The organism is Klebsiella ornithinolytica NBRC 105727 = ATCC 31898, from assembly GCF_001598295.1.
In the GTDB taxonomy this organism is placed as follows: Bacteria; Pseudomonadota; Gammaproteobacteria; order Enterobacterales; family Enterobacteriaceae; genus Klebsiella; species Klebsiella ornithinolytica.
On sequence record NZ_BCYR01000012.1, the window covers coordinates 40,137 to 58,866 of the forward strand.

The window sequence follows — 18,730 nt, forward strand, 5'->3', positions numbered from 1 at the left end:
GGTCAGTTGAGGGAGAGTGCTTTTTCTGTGGGCAGGCTGGTAAAGCGCATCAGACGGGCAGAGGGCTCCTTCGCTCGCATCTGTGCGTCCGGCAGGCTACGCCAGCCTTCCTGACAATTGTATTCCCAGACTTTAAGCTGGCCGATGGCCGGCGTGGCGGCAATCGACCAGACCAGTATCGGTTCCGCATCGCACAGGGCTTCAACAGGTTGCATGTTGGTGGTCCGTAGTCGCCCCGCGCCGGGTAGCAGCTGCAGACGGACGGGCGCTTCACCGGTCAACTTCAGCACGCTCCTGCGCAGCGCCACCAGCTGGGCGCGCGCTTCGTCAGGGTCATGCTGGATGTTAATCCATAAATTCTCATTGCTGTTGAACACGTAGCGGTTGGCGTCGTGCAGCGGGTGGACGCCGCGCGAGGCGTGCTGAAGCTCCATATCCAGCCCACAATCGCCTTCCGTCGTCAGGCTCACGCCGACAATGTTTCCGGCATAGGAAATGGAAAATCGCGGCAGGTGGGGATCGCGAAAAACGGGTCTGCCGTTCTCTTCGCTGATGATTTCGGGGAGCTCGCTAATGCCATACAGCATAAACAACAGTTCGGCGAGCAGCGAACGTGATGCGCGATAGCGGGTCTGTCGGTATTCTGGCAGGCGCTGCGCGGATTGATGACAGGCCGCGGACAGTCGTGTCGATAGCGGCTCCCTGGTGCTGAGTATCCCTCTTGCAAAATGCGTTGCCATTCGTCGCTCCGTGATTAATGGTCAGAGAAAAAGTTGGGGGTCTATTATTACCTGGTATTGATAGGTTTTAATGCGGAAATCCCCCCTTGAAAAGGGATTTGCGCGATTTTTACAATTTCTTGCGCAGTCAGGCGGGGATGGCAGGAGAAAACACGTCAGAGGGGGTCCGCATAGAGTCGCTTAAACGTTTCTCTGAGCCAGACTATCTTCGGGTTGTCGCTGTTGCGTTTGTGCCATAGCAGGGTAAAGGGCACCCGCGTTTTTTCCAGCAATAGCGGCTCCAGCGGAAGCGGCCGCGACACCAGCGGCAGGTGGTGCTGCCGGTTATAGTGATGGCAATAACGCGGCGCGGTGGCCAGCATCGTGTGATTCGGCTGGGCGGCCATAAACAGCGATTGTTCAAACCCCGGCAGGGTTAACGCAACGGTGCGTTTATGCCCCAGCTCGTGGAGAACATCATCCAGCGCCCAGGTATCACTCTGTTCCCAGCTGATATTGATATGCGGATAGCGTAAAAAGGTCTCCAGATTCCACTCTTCGTTGAGCGCCGGGTGATCCGCGCGCAGCCAGACCTGAGGCAGGTCGGTAAACAGGACTTCAAAATCGATATACCACGGCAGCTGGCTGAGTTGCTCCCGTGAACGCGGATGTGTTTCACGTCCGCAAAAGCCGATATCGACTTCACCGCGAATGATCGCATCCAGCGAGTCATAGTCCCAGTTGCGCAGGCGAATCAGCGCCTGGGGATAGCGCTGGTAGATTTGCTGCGACAGCGAATTAAACAGAATCATCAGCAGCGGCGTTTCCGCCGCCAGTTCGAACTTCAGACCGCTCGGCATGATGTGGTGGGGTTTATCGAGGATCTGATTGCCCATCTGCATCCAGTCCGCCAGATCCTGCTCCATGCTGGTCATCAATGGCGTCGGCGACAGACCGAGCGGCGTTTTGACGAATAGCGGATCGTCAAACCAGGCGCGCAGTTTAGCTAATGATTTACTCACCGCCGACGGCGAAACGTTCATGCGCTTCGCCGTGCGGGTGACGCTGAGCTCCTGGGTCAGAAGCTGCAGACAGAGTAATAAATTAAGATCGAGACTCGACAGGGATTTCTTCATTATGTTGCGCAGCCCGGACAGAGGAAGCGGCCAGAATCAGAACAATACTCACTATGCTACAGGCAATGAGAATCCCGATCAGCATATTCATGGCACTTAACCCGATGATGGCAGCGAGCCAAATCCACAGTGAAGAGCCGCAAACCTGAGCAATCCCCAGTACCGAACTGGCAACCCCAGCCCGCAGAGTAAATGGCCCCAGGGCCTGGCTCATGGCAACGCCAAAGCCCACAGAGAAGCCTGCGCAAATGAGCGCCAGACCCAGCATGGTTACCGTCTGGCTGGTGGCAAGGCAGAGCAAAGCCCCGGCCGTAAAGAACATCACCTGTGACGTCAGCATCAATGTACGCGGTTTAAACAGGGTGAGCGCAAAGGGCGTTGAGAACGACACCGTCATGCTGACCAGCGCCATTAAGGCCATCGCCATCGAGTATTGTCCACGATCGAACCCCATCTCCTCCATCATCAATACCGGGGAGACGTTAACGTAGGTGAGGATCGCCGTTACGCTGAGGGTAGTAATGACGATACGGCTGAGGAAAAAGCGGTTCAGCAGTGATTCCGTGGCATTTTTCTGCCCGGAAAGAGTCGGTGAAGGGGCTGCCGGCCGCGTTTCCCGCAGCATAAAGACCGAGAGCAGGCCGACCATCACCCCCATGCCGGTCATGGTGTAGAACAGGCTCTGCCACGGGTATTTCAGCATAATCAGGTGGCCCAAAACGGGAGCCAGGACCGGGATAATGCAGGTGATGCCATTTAACAGCGACAGCACCCTGGCGCGACGACGATCGTCGAGCGTATCGCGCAGGACGGCAAAGGCGACGACGTAGCAGCTCCCCGCCCCGATGCCCTGAATAAAACGCCCGACCAGGAAGAGATCGCTGCTCTGCGCGTGCGCGCAGAGCAGCGAGGCCAAAATAAATGTCGTCGAACCGAAAATGGCGACCGGCTTACGTCCGGATTTATCGGCTGCTCTGCCGGCAAACAGCATCGCGGCGGCCATGCCCGCAAGGTAAACCGAGAATGCAATATGCAGCTGTGCTTCGCTGGCGCCGAGGTCCTGCGCAATACGCGGCAAACCAACCAGATACATATCGATGCCGGATGGATAGAGTAAAACCAGCGCAAAACTGCAGATAAGAAAGCGTGCCATAGAACCCCCGCGAGAATAGAGGCGTACAGAGTAATGGCTATTGCGCGGCAGTACGAGTTGCCATTTGGACAACAATGATTTCCTGAGAGGAAAAACCCTCGCTGCGTTCTGCGATGAACTACCAGACTTTGGCCATGCCATCGCTGGCCGGGCGCACGGAAGTAAAACCAAACTTCGCATACAGCTCGGGGACATCGGCAACCAGAGAAACATACGCGCCCTGAAAGGCATTGGCATCCAGCCAGCGGACAATATTCTCCATAATCAGTCTACCCAGCCCTTTTCCCTGGTGCGCCGGATCGACCGCGACATCGACTATCTCGAAATTAACGGCGCCATCACCGACGATGCGACCCATGCCAACCGGAATTCCCTGCCAGAGAATATGGACGCCGTAGCAGCTGCGCGGCAATCCGGCTATCACGCCCTCCAGCGGGCGCGGTGACATGCCGGAGATCCGTCGTAAACGGCAAAAATCCTCTGCCGACGGGACGGTCTCGATAACGGCGTAATCAGAAGTCATGGCGGTATCCTGTTGTGGGAGGCTCATGACATTTAATGATGCCACGTTGTAGGAAGCAACCTTGCGTCGGTGAGATCGTGAGATGAAAGGAAAAACCTCCGGTCAGGAAAATAAAAAAACCTGCATAAACATTAAGTTGATGCAGGTTAGTTCATGCTCACCAAGGTATATTGATGATGCGTTATTTACCGATACAGAAGCTGGAGAAAATGCGCCCCAGCAGGTCATCAGAGGTGAATTCGCCGGTGATCTCGCTCAACGCCTGTTGCGAGAGCCGTAGCTCTTCGGCCAGTAGTTCACCGGCCCAGGCGCCAAGCAGCTGCGCTTTGCCCTGCTGGAGATGACTGGCGGCTTCTGACAGCGCCTGCAGGTGACGACGACGGGCGAGGAAACCGCCTTCCATGTTGGTATCGAAGCCCATGCTCTGCTTGAGATGGTTGCGCAGGACATCTACGCCCTCACCGGTTCGCGCCGACAGTCGAATCAGTGAGTGGCCATTCACTTCACTGATACCCAACGTTTCGCCGGTGACGTCAGCTTTGTTTCGGACCACGGTAATCGGCAGTTTCGCCGGTAAACGCTCGATAAAGTCTGGCCAGATTTCCGCCGGGTCGACGGCGCTGGTGGTCGTACCGTCCACCATGAACAGTACCCGGTCAGCCTGCTCGATTTCCTGCCAGGCACGTTCAATACCAATGCGCTCAACCTCATCATTGGCATCGCGGAGTCCTGCGGTATCGATGATATGCAGCGGCATGCCGTCGATATGGATATGCTCGCGCAGTACATCGCGGGTGGTTCCGGCAATATCGGTCACGATCGCCGCTTCGCGCCCGGCCAGCGCGTTCAGCAGGCTCGATTTCCCGGCGTTCGGGCGACCGGCGATCACCACTTTCATCCCTTCGCGTAGCAGGCTGCCCTGGCGGGCCTCGGCGCGAACGGCATCAAGATCGGCAATCACGCCGTTGAGCTGGGCTTCGATTTTACCGTCGGAAAGAAAATCGATTTCCTCATCCGGGAAGTCAATAGCGGCTTCGACATAGATACGCAGATGGGTCAGCGCTTCCACCAGATGATTCACCCGGGCAGAGAAGGCGCCCTGCAGCGAGTTCAGCGCCGAGCGTGCTGCCTGCTCGGAACTGGCGTCAATCAGGTCAGCAATCGCTTCAGCCTGGGCGAGATCGAGCTTATCGTTAAGAAACGCGCGTTCAGAGAACTCCCCGGGCCTGGCGATACGCACGCCCGGCAGCGTCAGGATTCGTTTCAGGAGCAGATCCAGAATCACCGGGCCGCCGTGGCCCTGGAGTTCCAGCACATCTTCACCGGTAAAGGAGTTTGGGCCGGGGAACCATAGCGCAATACCCTGATCCAGCGGCGTGCCGTCGGTATCTTTAAAGGGCAGATAATCGGCGTAGCGCGGTTTTGGCAGCTTGCCGAGAACCGCTTGCGCGACGTCGCGTGCTTTGAGGCCGGAGATGCGCAGGATGCCCACACCACCGCGTCCCGGTGGGGTTGCCTGGGCGACGATAGTGTCGTTATGGCTCATGATGACTCTCTATGTAAATGTAAAAAAGGCGGTCTATTGACCGCCTTCTCTGGCATTGATGCTACTGCGGTTTAAGCAGAGTATCAGCTCTTTTTCTTCTCGCGGCTATGCAGACCACGCTTCTCGAGACCACGGTAAATCAGCTGCTGCTGAATAATGGTCACCAGGTTGCTGACGATATAGTAAACCACCAGACCTGACGGGAACCACAGGAAGAACACCGTAAAGATGACCGGCATAAAGGTCATGATCTTCTGCTGCATCGGGTCGGTCACGGTGGTCGGAGACATCTTCTGAATGAAGAACATCGTCGCGCCCATGATGATCGGCAGGATGTAGTACGGGTCTTGTGCTGACAGGTCGTGGATCCACAGGATAAACGGCGCATGACGCAGTTCAACCGAGGCGCTCAGCATGTAGTACAGCGCAAGGAAGATTGGCATCTGAATAATCAGCGGGAAGCAGCCACCCAGCGGGTTGACCTTTTCTGCTTTATACAGGGCCATCATTTCCTGGCTTTGACGCTGTTTGTCATCGCCCAGACGCTCACGCATTGCCTGAATCTTCGGCTGCAGCATGCGCATCTTCGCCATGGAGGTGTACTGCGCTTTGGTCAGCGGGTACATGATGCCACGAACGATAAAGGTGATAACGATGATCGAGAAGCCCCAGTTGCCGAGGAAGCTGTGGATGAATTTCAGCAGCTTAAACAGCGGTTGGGAGATGAACCACAGCCAGCCGTAGTCGACGGTCAGATCCAGGTGCGGCGCGACGGCTGCCATTTTGTCCTGAATGGCCGGGCCGACCCACAGAACGCTTTCCAGCTTGTCGGTTTGACCCGGCTGCACCAGTACCGGCTGCGATTTATAGCCGATGGCGACAACGCCGTTGCCGAGGTTGGCGGTGTAGAAGTTGTTGGTACCGCTGTTTTGCGGAACCCATGCGGTGGTGAAGTACTGCTGCAGCATCGCCACCCAACCGTCTTTGGTGCTGACGTTCAGGTTTTCGTTATCGACGATGGTATCGAATTTATATTTTTCGTATTTCGATTCAGACGTTGAATACGCGGCGCCACGGAAGGTGTGCATCGTAGACAGGCCACCGGTTTGCGTATCGCGGGCGGTTGGCAGGTTGGCAGTCTGTTTCAGCTGACCGAAGGTAGAAATCTCCAGCGGTTTTTCGCCAACGTTCTGCACGTTATAACCCACGTTCACCGCATAATCACCGCGTTTCAGGGTGAAGGTTTTGGTGAAGACGTTGCCTGCTTTATCGGTATACGTCAGCGGAATGACGATTTCGTTCTGGCCTTCCGCCAGCACAAACGCATCTTTATCGACGTTATACAGCGGGCGGGCTCCATTAGCCGGGTTATCCGGGCCATCACGACCGGTTAAGCCGCTTTGAGCCTGATAGATAAACTGTGGCGTGGTTTCCAGTAACTGGAACGGTTCAGTCGACTTCAGTGCTTTCGGATAAGCCGGAAGCAGCGCTTGCTCCACATCACCACCGCGGGTGTTGATGGTCAGCTCAAGCACATCGGTTTTTACCGTAATCAGTTTCCCCTGGCCACTGGCCGGTACGCCCTGGTCGGCGGCGCTACCCGCTGCTGTGGTCGTTGTCTGCGTGGTCTGTTGCTGAGCCTGAGGATTGTTATCCTGCTCCCAGGCTTGCCAGATCATGAAAGACACGAACAACAAAGCGATGATAAGAAGATTGCGTTGCGAATCCATCGTTAGTGTTCTCTGGTATCAAATGGTCCAGGCGGGACGGGATCGTCACCACCAGGGTGTAAAGGGTGGCATTTTAATACGCGTTTCACTGTCAACCAACTGCCTTTTATCACTCCAAACCTGCGCAATGCCTCAATTCCGTAGCTTGAACAGGTTGGCGTGAAACGACAATGCGGCCCGAGTAGCGGACTAATCAGGCGCTGATAGACCCGTATAAGGCCTATCAGGACCCGGGAGCCAGGCGACAATGGCGGCGCCATAATTTTTCCAACGCTTCCGAGAGAGCACGGTTATCGAGGTCAGCAACCCCTTTCTTTGCCACCACCACGAAATCCATTGGCGGGAGTTCATGTTGACGCAAACGAAAACTTTCACGCGTCAGACGTTTAATCCGATTGCGTTCATGTGCGCGTTTGACGTTTTTCTTGGCGACGGTAAGACCGATGCGGGGATGCCCCAGCGAATTCAGGCGGCCGAGGATGGTGATTTGCGGCGTGCCAGCCCGTTGTGGCTGCTGGAAGACGAAAGTGAAATGACTGGGAGTTAACAAACGTAACTCCCTGGGAAATGCGAGCTTAACCACGCAGGGTTAGCTTTATTACTTGGAAACGGTCAGACGAGCACGGCTTTTAGCACGACGACGTGCCAGAACCTGACGACCATTTTTAGTAGCCATACGTGCACGGAAGCCGTGAGAACGGTTGCGCTTCAGTACAGACGGTTGAAAAGTGCGTTTCATGGCGGTTTCTACCTAAACTTGAATAATTTCACTGACTTTTGCGTATACCCGAACGAACTTCGAACGACTTACGCGGCAGCGATGGTGATTAAAGAGGCCGGATTGTAATAATTGTACACTCCGGAGTCAATTCTCTTTCCTTATTTCTCGCACCTTGTCGCACAAAAAATGACCTGCGACAGGCAACGGAAAACGGGCATTACGCGCCGGGTGGAGGATTATACGGCCTGACGGGTAAAGCGCAAGGATCGCAAAGGATCTTTGTTAGATCGTTTAGGCCCTAAACCAGCATAGCTCATTAAATTTTCCAATATGTGGGCGAAATCGTGCCTCACTCCTCTCCGGATCGATTACACTTACCCGGCTTCGATCCTTCCTGTGGATAAATCGGGAAGAATCTGTTGAGAAACACAAGATATCTTTCTCAGTTTAGGCTATGATCCCCGGTCCTGATCGCGATCCACCGATCCGCATCGGATAAATACCGCAGATAGCGGTTCACGCGTCACCCCTTTTGTGCAGGGGCTTTTCGGCCAATGCAGGGTCTTGTCGACGTGTGCCAACAATCACGATTGTTTCTTTTTTTCTTTATATCGATTTTATGTTCGAGTGGAGTCCGCCGTGTCACTTTCGCTTTGGCAGCAGTGTCTTGCCCGATTGCAGGATGAGTTACCAGCCACAGAATTCAGTATGTGGATACGCCCGTTGCAGGCGGAATTGAGCGATAACACGTTGGCACTGTATGCGCCAAACCGTTTTGTGCTCGATTGGGTAAGGGATAAATACCTCAATAATATCAATGGACTCCTCAATGATTTTTGCGGTGCTGATGCCCCACAGCTGCGATTTGAAGTCGGGACCCGCCCGGCGGTGCAGGCGCAACGCGGTGCGGTAAATACGCATGTCGCGACCGCTACACCGGCAGCGCAGGTTCAAACGGCGCGCGTCGCGCCCACGATCGTGCGTCCTGGCTGGGATAACGTCCCGGCCCCGGCGGAGCCGACCTACCGCTCTAACGTCAACGTTAAGCACACCTTCGACAACTTTGTTGAAGGTAAATCTAACCAGCTGGCTCGTGCGGCGGCGCGTCAGGTTGCCGATAACCCGGGCGGTGCATATAACCCTCTATTCCTTTATGGCGGTACCGGTCTGGGTAAAACCCACCTGTTGCACGCGGTTGGTAACGGCATTGTTGCGCGCAAACCCAACGCCAAAGTGGTCTATATGCACTCGGAGCGTTTTGTTCAGGACATGGTTAAAGCGTTACAGAACAACGCTATTGAAGAGTTTAAACGCTACTACCGCTCCGTCGATGCCCTGCTGATCGATGATATTCAGTTCTTTGCCAATAAAGAGCGTTCTCAGGAAGAGTTTTTCCACACCTTTAATGCCCTGCTGGAAGGTAATCAGCAGATCATTCTCACCTCGGATCGCTATCCGAAAGAGATCAATGGTGTTGAGGATCGTCTGAAATCCCGCTTTGGCTGGGGGCTGACGGTGGCGATCGAGCCGCCTGAGCTGGAAACCCGTGTTGCGATCCTGATGAAAAAAGCCGACGAAAATGACATTCGTCTGCCGGGAGAAGTGGCCTTCTTTATCGCCAAGCGTCTACGCTCTAACGTACGTGAGCTGGAAGGGGCGCTGAACCGCGTTATCGCCAATGCCAACTTTACCGGCCGGGCGATCACCATCGATTTCGTGCGCGAAGCGCTGCGCGACCTGCTGGCGCTGCAGGAAAAACTGGTCACCATCGACAATATTCAGAAGACGGTGGCGGAATATTACAAGATTAAGGTAGCGGATTTGTTGTCGAAACGCCGCTCCCGTTCGGTGGCGCGTCCACGCCAGATGGCGATGGCGCTGGCGAAAGAACTGACCAACCACAGTTTGCCGGAAATCGGCGATGCGTTTGGCGGTCGCGACCATACCACCGTGCTACACGCCTGTCGTAAGATTGAGCAGCTGCGTGAAGAAAGCCACGATATCAAAGAAGACTTTTCCAATTTAATCAGAACATTATCCTCGTGACGCTATGAAATTTACCGTAGAACGTGAACATTTATTAAAACCGCTGCAACAGGTGAGCGGTCCCTTAGGGGGTCGTCCGACGCTGCCAATTCTCGGTAACCTGCTGCTTCAGGTCTCGGATGGCGCGCTGTCGCTGACCGGTACGGACCTCGAAATGGAAATGGTGGCGCGCGTTGCGCTGATTCAACCCCATGAGGCGGGTGCAACGACCGTTCCGGCGCGAAAATTCTTTGATATCTGCCGCGGCCTGCCCGAAGGCGCGGAGATTGCCGTTCAGCTGGAAGGCGATCGGATGCTGGTGCGTTCCGGACGCAGCCGTTTTTCGCTGTCGACCCTGCCCGCTGCCGATTTCCCGAATCTTGATGACTGGCAGAGTGAAGTCGAATTTACCCTGCCGCAGGCGACCATGAAGCGCCTGATTGAAGCCACGCAGTTTTCGATGGCGCATCAGGATGTGCGTTATTACTTAAACGGCATGCTGTTTGAAACCGAAGGTGACGAACTGCGTACCGTTGCCACCGACGGACACCGTCTGGCGGTCTGTTCAATGCCGCTGGGTGAATCGTTGCCGAATCACTCGGTGATCGTGCCGCGTAAAGGGGTGATTGAGCTGATGCGCATGCTTGATGGCGGCGATACGCCGCTGCGCGTGCAGATTGGCAGCAACAATATTCGCGCCCACGTCGGTGATTTTATCTTCACTTCGAAGCTGGTTGACGGTCGTTTCCCTGATTATCGCCGGGTATTGCCGAAGAATCCGGATAAACATCTGGATGCGGGCTGCGATATTCTTAAGCAGGCCTTTGCCCGCGCGGCGATTCTGTCGAACGAAAAATTCCGCGGCGTGCGTCTCTATGTCAGCGAAAATCAGCTGAAAATCACAGCCAATAACCCGGAACAGGAAGAAGCGGAAGAGATTCTCGACGTTTCCTACTCCGGCAGCGAGATGGAAATCGGCTTTAACGTCAGCTATGTGCTGGATGTGCTTAATGCGCTGAAGTGCGAAAATGTGCGTATTTTGCTGACCGATTCGGTATCGAGCGTGCAGATTGAGGATGCGGCGTCGCAATCGGCAGCCTACGTTGTCATGCCCATGAGATTGTAGAAAATATCGGGCTATCTTACTTGTTATTCTGGCTCCGGGCAGTGCTCGCAATCCTCACGTACTGTAGTACGCTGCGGTTGCTGCGCGCTGGCCGTAACCAGACTAACTGCGACGATAACGCCCTGGCTATGAGTTGATATGTCGCTATCCCGACTCCTGATTAAAGACTTCCGCAATATTGAAGATGCGGATCTCGCTTTATCTCCTGGCTTTAACTTTCTGGTTGGCGCCAACGGCAGCGGCAAAACCAGCGTGCTCGAGGCCATCTATACGCTCGGCCACGGTCGGGCGTTTCGCAGCCTGCAAATTGGCCGGGTGATTCGCCATGAGCAGGAGTCGTTCGTGCTACACGGGCGCCTGCAGGGCCAGGAGCGTGAAATCTCTATCGGCCTGACTAAAGATAAACAGGGCGACAGCAAGGTCCGTATTGACGGTACCGACGGCCACAAAGTGGCTGAACTGGCACACCTGATGCCGATGCAGCTGATTACGCCGGAGGGGTTTACATTACTCAACGGCGGCCCCAAATACAGAAGAGCGTTCCTCGACTGGGGATGCTTTCACAACGAAGCCGGATTCTTTACTGCCTGGAGCAATCTGAAGCGCTTGTTGAAGCAGCGTAATGCCGCGCTGCGCCAGGTTGGCCGCTATGCGCAGATACGTCCCTGGGATCTGGAACTGATACCGCTGGCGGAACAAATCAGCCGCTGGCGTGCCGAATATAGCGCCGCTATCGTCGAAGACATGGCGGATACCTGTAAACAGTTTTTACCTGAATTCTCTCTGACCTTCTCCTTTCAGCGCGGCTGGGAGAAAGAAACGGATTATTCCGAAGTGCTGGAGAGAAACTTCGAGCGTGACCGCATGCTGACCTATACCGCCCACGGCCCGCACAAAGCGGATTTCCGCATTCGTGCCGATGGTGCGCCGGTCGAAGATACTTTGTCACGTGGGCAGCTTAAACTCCTGATGTGCGCGCTACGACTGGCGCAGGGTGAGTTTTTAACCCGTGAAAGCGGGAGACGCTGTCTGTATCTGATAGATGATTTTGCCTCGGAACTTGATGATGCGCGGCGCGGACTGCTTGCCAGCCGCTTAAAAGCCACGCAGTCACAGGTTTTCGTCAGCGCGATCGGCGCTGAACACGTAATGGACATGTCGGACAAAAATTCGAAGATGTTCACCGTGGAAAAGGGTAAAATAACGGATTAACCTAAGTTTAAATGAGCGAGAAACGTTGATGTCGAATTCTTATGACTCCTCCAGTATCAAAGTCCTGAAAGGGCTGGATGCGGTGCGTAAGCGCCCGGGTATGTATATCGGCGACACGGATGACGGCACCGGTCTGCACCACATGGTATTCGAGGTTGTGGATAACGCTATCGACGAAGCGCTCGCAGGTTACTGTAAAGACATCGTTGTCACTATCCATAGCGATAACTCTGTCTCCGTACAGGACGATGGCCGCGGTATTCCGACCGGTATTCACCCGGAAGAGGGGGTGTCGGCAGCTGAAGTCATCATGACCGTACTGCACGCAGGCGGTAAATTTGATGATAACTCCTATAAAGTCTCCGGTGGTCTGCACGGCGTGGGCGTCTCTGTCGTTAACGCCCTGTCACAGAAACTGGAGCTGGTGATTCAGCGCGATAACAAGATTCACCGTCAGATCTATGCCCACGGCGTACCGCAGGCACCGCTGGCAGTCACCGGTGATACCGAAAAAACCGGTACCATGGTGCGTTTCTGGCCGAGCTATGAAACCTTCACTAACGTCATCGAATTCGAATACGAAATCCTGGCAAAACGCCTGCGTGAGCTGTCATTCCTGAACTCAGGGGTGTCTATCCGCCTGCGCGACAAGCGTGATGGCAAAGAAGACCATTTCCACTACGAAGGCGGCATCAAGGCGTTCGTTGAGTATCTCAACAAGAACAAAACGCCGATCCACCCGAATATCTTCTACTTCTCCACCGAAAAAGACGGTATTGGCGTAGAAGTCGCGCTGCAGTGGAACGATGGTTTCCAGGAGAACATTTACTGCTTTACCAACAACATTCCACAGCGCGACGGCGGTACGCACCTGGCGGGCTTCCGTGCGGCGATGACCCGTACCCTGAACGCCTATATGGATAAAGAGGGTTACAGCAAAAAAGCGAAGGTCAGCGCCACCGGCGACGATGCGCGTGAAGGCCTGATTGCCGTGGTTTCCGTGAAGGTTCCGGATCCGAAGTTCTCCTCACAGACCAAAGACAAACTGGTCTCCTCCGAGGTGAAGACGGCGGTAGAGCAGCAGATGAACGAACTGCTGAATGAATATCTGCTGGAAAACCCGTCTGACGCCAAAATCGTGGTTGGCAAAATTATTGATGCGGCCCGTGCGCGTGAAGCCGCGCGTCGTGCGCGTGAAATGACCCGCCGTAAAGGTGCGCTGGACCTGGCTGGCCTGCCGGGCAAACTGGCAGACTGCCAGGAACGCGACCCGGCGCTCTCCGAACTGTACCTCGTGGAAGGGGACTCGGCGGGCGGTTCTGCGAAGCAGGGCCGTAACCGTAAGAACCAGGCAATCCTGCCGCTGAAGGGTAAAATCCTCAACGTCGAGAAAGCCCGCTTCGATAAAATGCTCTCTTCTCAGGAAGTGGCGACGCTGATTACCGCGCTTGGCTGCGGCATCGGTCGCGACGAGTACAACCCGGATAAACTGCGTTATCACAGCATCATCATCATGACCGATGCGGACGTCGACGGCTCGCACATTCGTACTCTGCTGTTGACCTTCTTCTATCGTCAGATGCCGGAAATTGTTGAACGTGGCCATGTCTACATTGCACAGCCGCCGCTGTACAAAGTGAAGAAAGGCAAGCAGGAACAGTACATCAAAGACGATGAAGCGATGGATCAATACCAGATCTCTATCGCCCTTGATGGCGCAACGCTGCACACCAATGCCAGCGCCCCGGCCCTGGCGGGTGAACCGCTAGAGAAACTGGTTGCCGAGTTCAATGCGACGCAGAAAATGATTGTTCGCATGGAACGTCGCTTCCCGAAAGCGCTGCTGAAAGAGCTGATTTATCAGCCGACGTTGAACGAAGCCGATCTGTCTGATGAGCAGACCGTGACCCGTTGGGTGAATTCGCTGGTGACCGACCTGAATGAGAAAGAGCAGCACGGCAGCCTGTGGAAATTCGATGTTCACGAAAATGCCGAGCTGCATCTGTTCGAACCGGTTATCCGCGTGCGTACCCACGGGGTGGACACCGACTATCCGCTGGATCACGAGTTTATCACCGGCGGTGAGTATCGTCGTATTTGCACGCTGGGTGAGAAACTGCGTGGGCTTATCGAAGACGACGCGTTTATCGAACGTGGCGAACGCCGCCAGCCGGTGGCCAGCTTCGAGCAGGCGCTGGACTGGTTGGTGAAAGAATCCCGTCGTGGTCTGTCTATCCAGCGCTATAAAGGGCTGGGCGAGATGAACCCGGATCAGCTGTGGGAAACCACCATGGATCCGGATAGCCGCCGTATGCTGCGCGTGACCGTGAAGGATGCGATTGCTGCCGATCAGCTGTTCACCACCCTGATGGGCGATGCCGTAGAACCGCGCCGCGCCTTTATCGAAGAAAACGCCCTGAAAGCGGCGAACATCGATATCTAAGCTTATCTGCTGGTCCCCGGTGGCGCGATGCCGGCCGGGGCGACGGAATATGCTGTCCGGATAGGGTGCCTGGCGCCACTATCCGGGCGTTCCACTGGCCTAAAAGAGGAATTCCTCGTTTCGATCCTATCCTCGTTTTCCCCTTCTTCTGTTGCTGTTTTTTGAGCGGAATCGCGTTAGCATGGCCCAGGACTCATCTTACCTGGGGATCTCATGGCTATAAAACTGATTGCAATTGATATGGACGGTACGCTGCTGCTGCCTGACCATACCATCTCTCCTGCTGTTAAAACCGCGATTGCCGCGGCGCGCGCGCGTGGCGTCAACGTTGTGCTCACCACCGGCCGTCCGTATGCCGGTGTGCATAGCTATCTGAAAGAGCTGCACATGGAACAGCCGGGAGACTACTGCATCACCTACAACGGCGCATTAGTACAGAAGGCAAGCGACGGCAGCACCATGGCGCAAACAGCGCTGAGCTATGATGACTACCGCTATCTTGAACAGCTTTCCCGCGATGTCGGCTCCCACTTCCATGCTCTCGATCGCAATACGCTGTATACCGCGAACCGCGATGTGAGCTACTACACGGTGCATGAATCCTACGTGGCGACGATTCCGCTGGTCTTCTGCGAAGCAGAAAATATGGACCCGAATATCCAGCTGCTGAAGGTGATGATGATCGATGAGCCGGCAATCCTTGACCAGGCTATCGCCCGTATCCCGGCGGAAGTCAAAGAGAAGTATACCGTGCTGAAAAGCGCGCCGTACTTCCTCGAAATCCTCGATAAGCGCGTCAATAAAGGAACCGGCGTGAAGTCTCTGGCCGATGCGCTGAATATCAAGCAGGAAGAGATCATGGCGATTGGCGATCAGGAAAACGACATTGCGATGATTGAGTTTGCTGGCGTCGGCGTAGCGATGGATAACGCGATTCCGACCGTGAAGGAAGCCGCTAACTTCATCACCAAATCGAACCTTGAAGATGGTGTAGCCTGGGCGATTGAGAAGTACGTTTTATCCTGACCCGATCTTCAGGCCCGATGATTTCGGGCCTGACTCCACCTTGACGATGCCTAAAATGAACCACTTCGTCATTTTTTGCCTCACTGCACGCCAGTCCGCACAGAAGTCTCCCCTTCATTATTGCAAATTCGATAAGCTTTCCTTCTTAAATTGATGAATCCGTACCGCCCTCGAAAAGTCATGCTGGATGCCAACTATACTCAAACCCGACGCGATTTCGCATTGCGGGCCGTCATCACCTTTATCCCGGAGAGAAACGTTTTTGAGCACGCTGCGTAGCGTCATTCTGTGTTGTACCGCATGCTCTTTTATCGGGCAGGCGCAGGCGCAAGCATTGAGCCGGGAACATATTGATGACTGGTTAAAAAACCTGGGCGCCAGCGACCAGTTCGATGCTTCGAAAGGGATCGACTGGGGCGTAATGCCCGGACCGTTCTACACGCCGGAGCTCGGTCTGGGAATCGGCACCGCGATTGTCGGCATGTATCGTCCCGATCCCGCCGATACCGTTAGTCAAAACTCGACGTTAACGCTCAGCGGTTACGCCAGTTCCACCGGCGCCTTTGGTATTAGCGTAAAAAACTACGCCTTTTTTGCCGACGATCTCTGGCGCATCTTCGTCGAAGGTTCGCTGGCCAATACGCCAACCTATTACTGGGGACAAGGTTTCACTGCTGCCGATAATGACGGTGGCAAAGAGAAATATACCGCGCAGGTACTGACGCTGCGGCCCACCGTGTATCGACAGCTGGTGGACAATGTGTATCTTGGCGTGGGCTGGTCACTGGCCGCCCAGAATGCCGATGAGATGGACCGCGACAATTTGCCCAAAATTGAAAGCACTCCTCAGGGGCCCTCGGTATTCAGCTCTGGCTTCAGCATCGATATGAACTGGGACGATCGGGATTTTGTTCCGAACCCTCGTCAGGGCCAGTATGCGGACCTCCGCTATACCCACTATGCTCCGGGGCTGGGGAGCGATACCCGATTTGATGAATGGCATCTTCACTACAGCCGCTACACCGCGCTCAGCGAAAAAAGCGTCCTGGCCTGGGAGGCCGACGGAGTATTTACTCAGGGCGATGTCCCCTGGAGCATGCTGCCGCTTCTCGGCAGCGATGAACGCATGCGCGGTTATTATCAGGGGCGCTATCGCGATAAAAATGTGCTGAGCGCCCAGCTGGAGTATCGTCGCCAGCTGACCTGGCGCCATGGCATTGTTGCCTGGGTTGGCGCAGGGACGATGGGACCTTCCGTTGATTCTCTGAATGACGGCCGTTGGCTACCGACGGCGGGCGTTGGCTATCGCTTTGAATTTAAACCTCGGGTGAATATTCGCCTGGACTATGGTATCGGCAAAGGCAGCAGCGGCTTTTACTTCCAGGTTGGTGAAGCCTTCTGATCGTTTTGTACCTCGCCCTCTTATTCTGACTTCCCTTCTGACTGCGGCCTTCCGGTTCGCTTTTTTTATTTTATCAATTGTTCTTTTTGTGATCTAAATTGTAGTACAACATTGTTGTTTGGTACTACTATGTGGCACAACAGATGGCGAAGAGCATCACGTTTGTACTGCAAAGGTGAGGTAAAAACCGGCAGTCAGGGTAAAGTAAGGCAGAGTGACTTCTTAAAGGACATGCCATGAACCTGACTAAAACCGACCGCATCATAGTGACGCTGGGTCGCCAGATTGTAGGGGGCAAGTACGTTCCCGGATCGGCACTGCCGGCTGAAGCGGAACTGTGTGAAGAGTTTGAAACCTCACGCAATATTATTCGCGAAGTGTTTCGCTCTTTGATGGCGAAGCGGCTGATTGAAATGAAGCGTTATCGTGGTGCTTTCGTCTCGCCGCGTAACCACTGGAATTACCTGGATACCGAGGTGCTGCAGTGGGTGCTTGAGCATGATTACGACCCGCGCCTTATCGGCGCTATGAGCGAAGTCCGTAACCTGGTTGAACCGGCCATCGCCCGTTGGGCTGCAGAGCGCGCAACCTCGAGCGATTTGGCACAAATTGAAGATGCGCTCAACGACATGATCGCCAACAACCAGGACCGGGACGCGTTTAACGAAGCCGACATTCGCTATCACGAAGCGGTGCTGCAGTCGGTCCATAACCCGGTGTTACAGCAGCTGAGCGTGGCAATCAGCTCGCTGCAGAGAGCGGTATTTGAACGAACCTGGATGGGGGATGAAGGCAACATGCCGAAAACCCTCCAGGAACATAAGGCGCTGTTTGATGCCATCCGGCATCAGGATAGCGAAGCGGCGGAGCAGGCGGCGCTCACCATGATCGCCAGCTCAACACGAAGGCTGAAGGAAATCACATGACATCTCGCTACATCGCAATTGACTGGGGATCGACCAATCTGCGCGCCTGGCTTTATCAGGGCGATGAATGCCTGGAGAGCAGGCAATCAGAAGCTGGCGTCACTCGCCTGAACGGCAGGTCCCCGGCGGCGGTGTTTAGCGATATAACCGAAAACTGGAGGGATGGTGCGACTCCGGTAGTGATGGCGGGAATGGTGGGCAGTAACGTGGGATGGAAAACCGCCCCTTATCTGCCGGTTCCCGTCAGTTTTTCGGACATTGGTCAGCAGTTGACGGCCGTTGGCGACAATATCTGGATTGTCCCAGGCCTGTGCGTCTCTCGTGATAATCACCATAACGTGATGCGCGGTGAAGAGACGCAGCTGCTCGGGGCGCAGACCCTTTCATCCACTTCTGTTTATGTTATGCCCGGCACCCATTGTAAATGGGTGCAGGCCGACAGCCAGCAGATCCATGATTTTCGCACCGTCATGACCGGTGAACTGCATCATCTGCTGCTGCGCCATTCTCTGGTCGGCGCAGGGTTACCGGAGCAAATATTCGCACCCGCCGCATTCCGTGCCGGGCTCGATCGCGGGCTGACGTCTCCTGACGTATTGCCACAGCTTTTCGAGGTTCGTGCGGCCCATGTGCTGGGTTCGCTTCCACGTGAGCAGGTCAGTGAGTTTTTATCCGGCCTGCTGATTGGCGCTGAAGTGGCCACGATGAGTGAACAGTTTGCCGGGTCGCAGGCGATAACGCTGGTTTCAGGATCGTCGTTGGCCTCGCGTTACGTTCAGGCATTTCATGCTCTTGGGCGCGACGTGGCGACGGTCGATGGCGATGCGGCATTTCAGGCGGGTATACGCTTCATTATTCAATCTGCCTCCTTGCTACATCCGGGCGCGATTCGTCCCGCTCCTTATCCCTGACGCGCCCGCTGGGCGCAGTGTTCCAGTCTGTTCCTGAGCGACGGGGCTACCCGATCGCTGAATTGAGTGTACGTCTGAGGATTTTCAGGCGGGCGTCTTGACGCATTCTTAATGGCTTTGTGTAACTAAGG

At 55.0% G+C, this 18,730-nt stretch carries 18 protein-coding genes; 8 read left to right on the forward strand and 10 right to left on the reverse strand.

Going from position 1 to position 18,730, the window contains the following annotated elements:
- Positions 1-2 precede the first annotated feature (2 nt).
- From ROR01S_RS20685 to ROR01S_RS27780, 10 genes are all read right to left on the reverse strand, one after another.
- A complete protein-coding gene (locus tag ROR01S_RS20685) occupies positions 3-587 on the reverse strand; it encodes a 4'-phosphopantetheinyl transferase family protein (RefSeq protein ID WP_463675789.1) in 585 nt (194 codons plus the stop codon).
- Positions 588-895: 308 nt separating this feature from the next.
- On the reverse strand, positions 896-1,855 hold the full coding sequence (gene yidZ / locus ROR01S_RS20690) for an HTH-type transcriptional regulator YidZ (protein ID WP_004869189.1): 960 nt from the start codon (positions 1,853-1,855) through the stop codon (positions 896-898).
- Positions 1,824-3,008, reverse strand: coding sequence for an MFS transporter (locus ROR01S_RS20695; RefSeq protein ID WP_064359844.1), 1,185 nt, complete (start codon positions 3,006-3,008; stop codon positions 1,824-1,826). The genes yidZ and ROR01S_RS20695 overlap by 32 nt, the downstream gene beginning before the upstream one ends.
- Positions 3,009-3,126: 118 nt before the next feature.
- Complete coding sequence (locus ROR01S_RS20700; protein WP_004869184.1) at positions 3,127-3,531, reverse strand: GNAT family N-acetyltransferase; 405 nt, start codon at positions 3,529-3,531, stop codon at positions 3,127-3,129.
- A 181-nt stretch (positions 3,532-3,712) separates the two neighbouring features.
- On the reverse strand, positions 3,713-5,077 hold the full coding sequence (gene mnmE, locus ROR01S_RS20705) for a tRNA uridine-5-carboxymethylaminomethyl(34) synthesis GTPase MnmE (protein ID WP_004869182.1): 1,365 nt from the start codon (positions 5,075-5,077) through the stop codon (positions 3,713-3,715).
- An 83-nt stretch (positions 5,078-5,160) separates the two neighbouring features.
- Entirely contained in the window at positions 5,161-6,807 is a 1,647-nt protein-coding gene (gene yidC / locus ROR01S_RS20710; RefSeq protein ID WP_004869180.1) for a membrane protein insertase YidC, read from the reverse strand.
- Between the two features lie 2 nt (positions 6,808-6,809).
- Positions 6,810-7,067 (reverse strand): membrane protein insertion efficiency factor YidD, encoded by a 258-nt coding sequence (gene yidD / locus ROR01S_RS26475; RefSeq protein WP_015585463.1) that lies wholly within the window; start codon positions 7,065-7,067, stop codon positions 6,810-6,812.
- Entirely contained in the window at positions 7,031-7,390 is a 360-nt protein-coding gene (rnpA, locus tag ROR01S_RS26480; RefSeq protein WP_049264554.1) for a ribonuclease P protein component, read from the reverse strand. The genes yidD and rnpA overlap by 37 nt, the downstream gene beginning before the upstream one ends.
- Positions 7,391-7,405: 15 nt before the next feature.
- Entirely contained in the window at positions 7,406-7,546 is a 141-nt protein-coding gene (gene rpmH / locus ROR01S_RS26485; RefSeq protein WP_004871828.1) for a 50S ribosomal protein L34, read from the reverse strand.
- Between the two features lie 218 nt (positions 7,547-7,764).
- Positions 7,765-7,845 (reverse strand): hypothetical protein, encoded by an 81-nt coding sequence (locus ROR01S_RS27780; RefSeq protein WP_418325380.1) that lies wholly within the window; start codon positions 7,843-7,845, stop codon positions 7,765-7,767.
- Positions 7,846-8,167: 322 nt separating this feature from the next.
- Here ROR01S_RS27780 and dnaA point away from each other — a divergent pair, with 322 nt between their 5' ends.
- The 8 genes from dnaA to ROR01S_RS20755 all read left to right on the forward strand — a co-directional run bounded on the left by dnaA (position 8,168) and on the right by ROR01S_RS20755 (position 18,599).
- Positions 8,168-9,574 carry a chromosomal replication initiator protein DnaA gene (gene dnaA / locus ROR01S_RS20720; protein ID WP_004869176.1) on the forward strand — a complete coding sequence of 469 codons (1,407 nt, stop codon included), beginning with the start codon at positions 8,168-8,170 and terminating at the stop codon, positions 9,572-9,574.
- A gap of 4 nt (positions 9,575-9,578) precedes the next feature.
- Positions 9,579-10,679 (forward strand): DNA polymerase III subunit beta, encoded by a 1,101-nt coding sequence (gene dnaN, locus ROR01S_RS20725; RefSeq protein ID WP_004869173.1) that lies wholly within the window; start codon positions 9,579-9,581, stop codon positions 10,677-10,679.
- 138 nt (positions 10,680-10,817) lie between these two features.
- Positions 10,818-11,891 carry a DNA replication/repair protein RecF gene (gene recF, locus ROR01S_RS20730; protein WP_064357711.1) on the forward strand — a complete coding sequence of 358 codons (1,074 nt, stop codon included), beginning with the start codon at positions 10,818-10,820 and terminating at the stop codon, positions 11,889-11,891.
- A gap of 28 nt (positions 11,892-11,919) precedes the next feature.
- Positions 11,920-14,334, forward strand: a complete 2,415-nt coding sequence (gene gyrB, locus ROR01S_RS20735) for a DNA topoisomerase (ATP-hydrolyzing) subunit B (protein WP_004869170.1) — start codon at positions 11,920-11,922, stop codon at positions 14,332-14,334.
- Positions 14,335-14,547: 213 nt separating this feature from the next.
- Positions 14,548-15,360: a sugar-phosphatase gene (gene yidA / locus ROR01S_RS20740; protein ID WP_064359845.1), complete on the forward strand. Its 813-nt coding sequence runs from the start codon at positions 14,548-14,550 to the stop codon at positions 15,358-15,360.
- Positions 15,361-15,631: 271 nt separating this feature from the next.
- A complete protein-coding gene (locus ROR01S_RS20745; RefSeq protein ID WP_162268845.1) occupies positions 15,632-16,762 on the forward strand; it encodes a BamA/TamA family outer membrane protein in 1,131 nt (376 codons plus the stop codon).
- A 236-nt stretch (positions 16,763-16,998) separates the two neighbouring features.
- Positions 16,999-17,688 (forward strand): D-galactonate utilization transcriptional regulator DgoR, encoded by a 690-nt coding sequence (gene dgoR / locus ROR01S_RS20750; protein WP_004869163.1) that lies wholly within the window; start codon positions 16,999-17,001, stop codon positions 17,686-17,688.
- Positions 17,685-18,599, forward strand: a complete 915-nt coding sequence (locus ROR01S_RS20755; RefSeq protein WP_032718447.1) for a 2-dehydro-3-deoxygalactonokinase — start codon at positions 17,685-17,687, stop codon at positions 18,597-18,599. Before dgoR ends, ROR01S_RS20755 begins: the two co-directional genes overlap by 4 nt.
- Positions 18,600-18,730 lie beyond the last annotated feature (131 nt).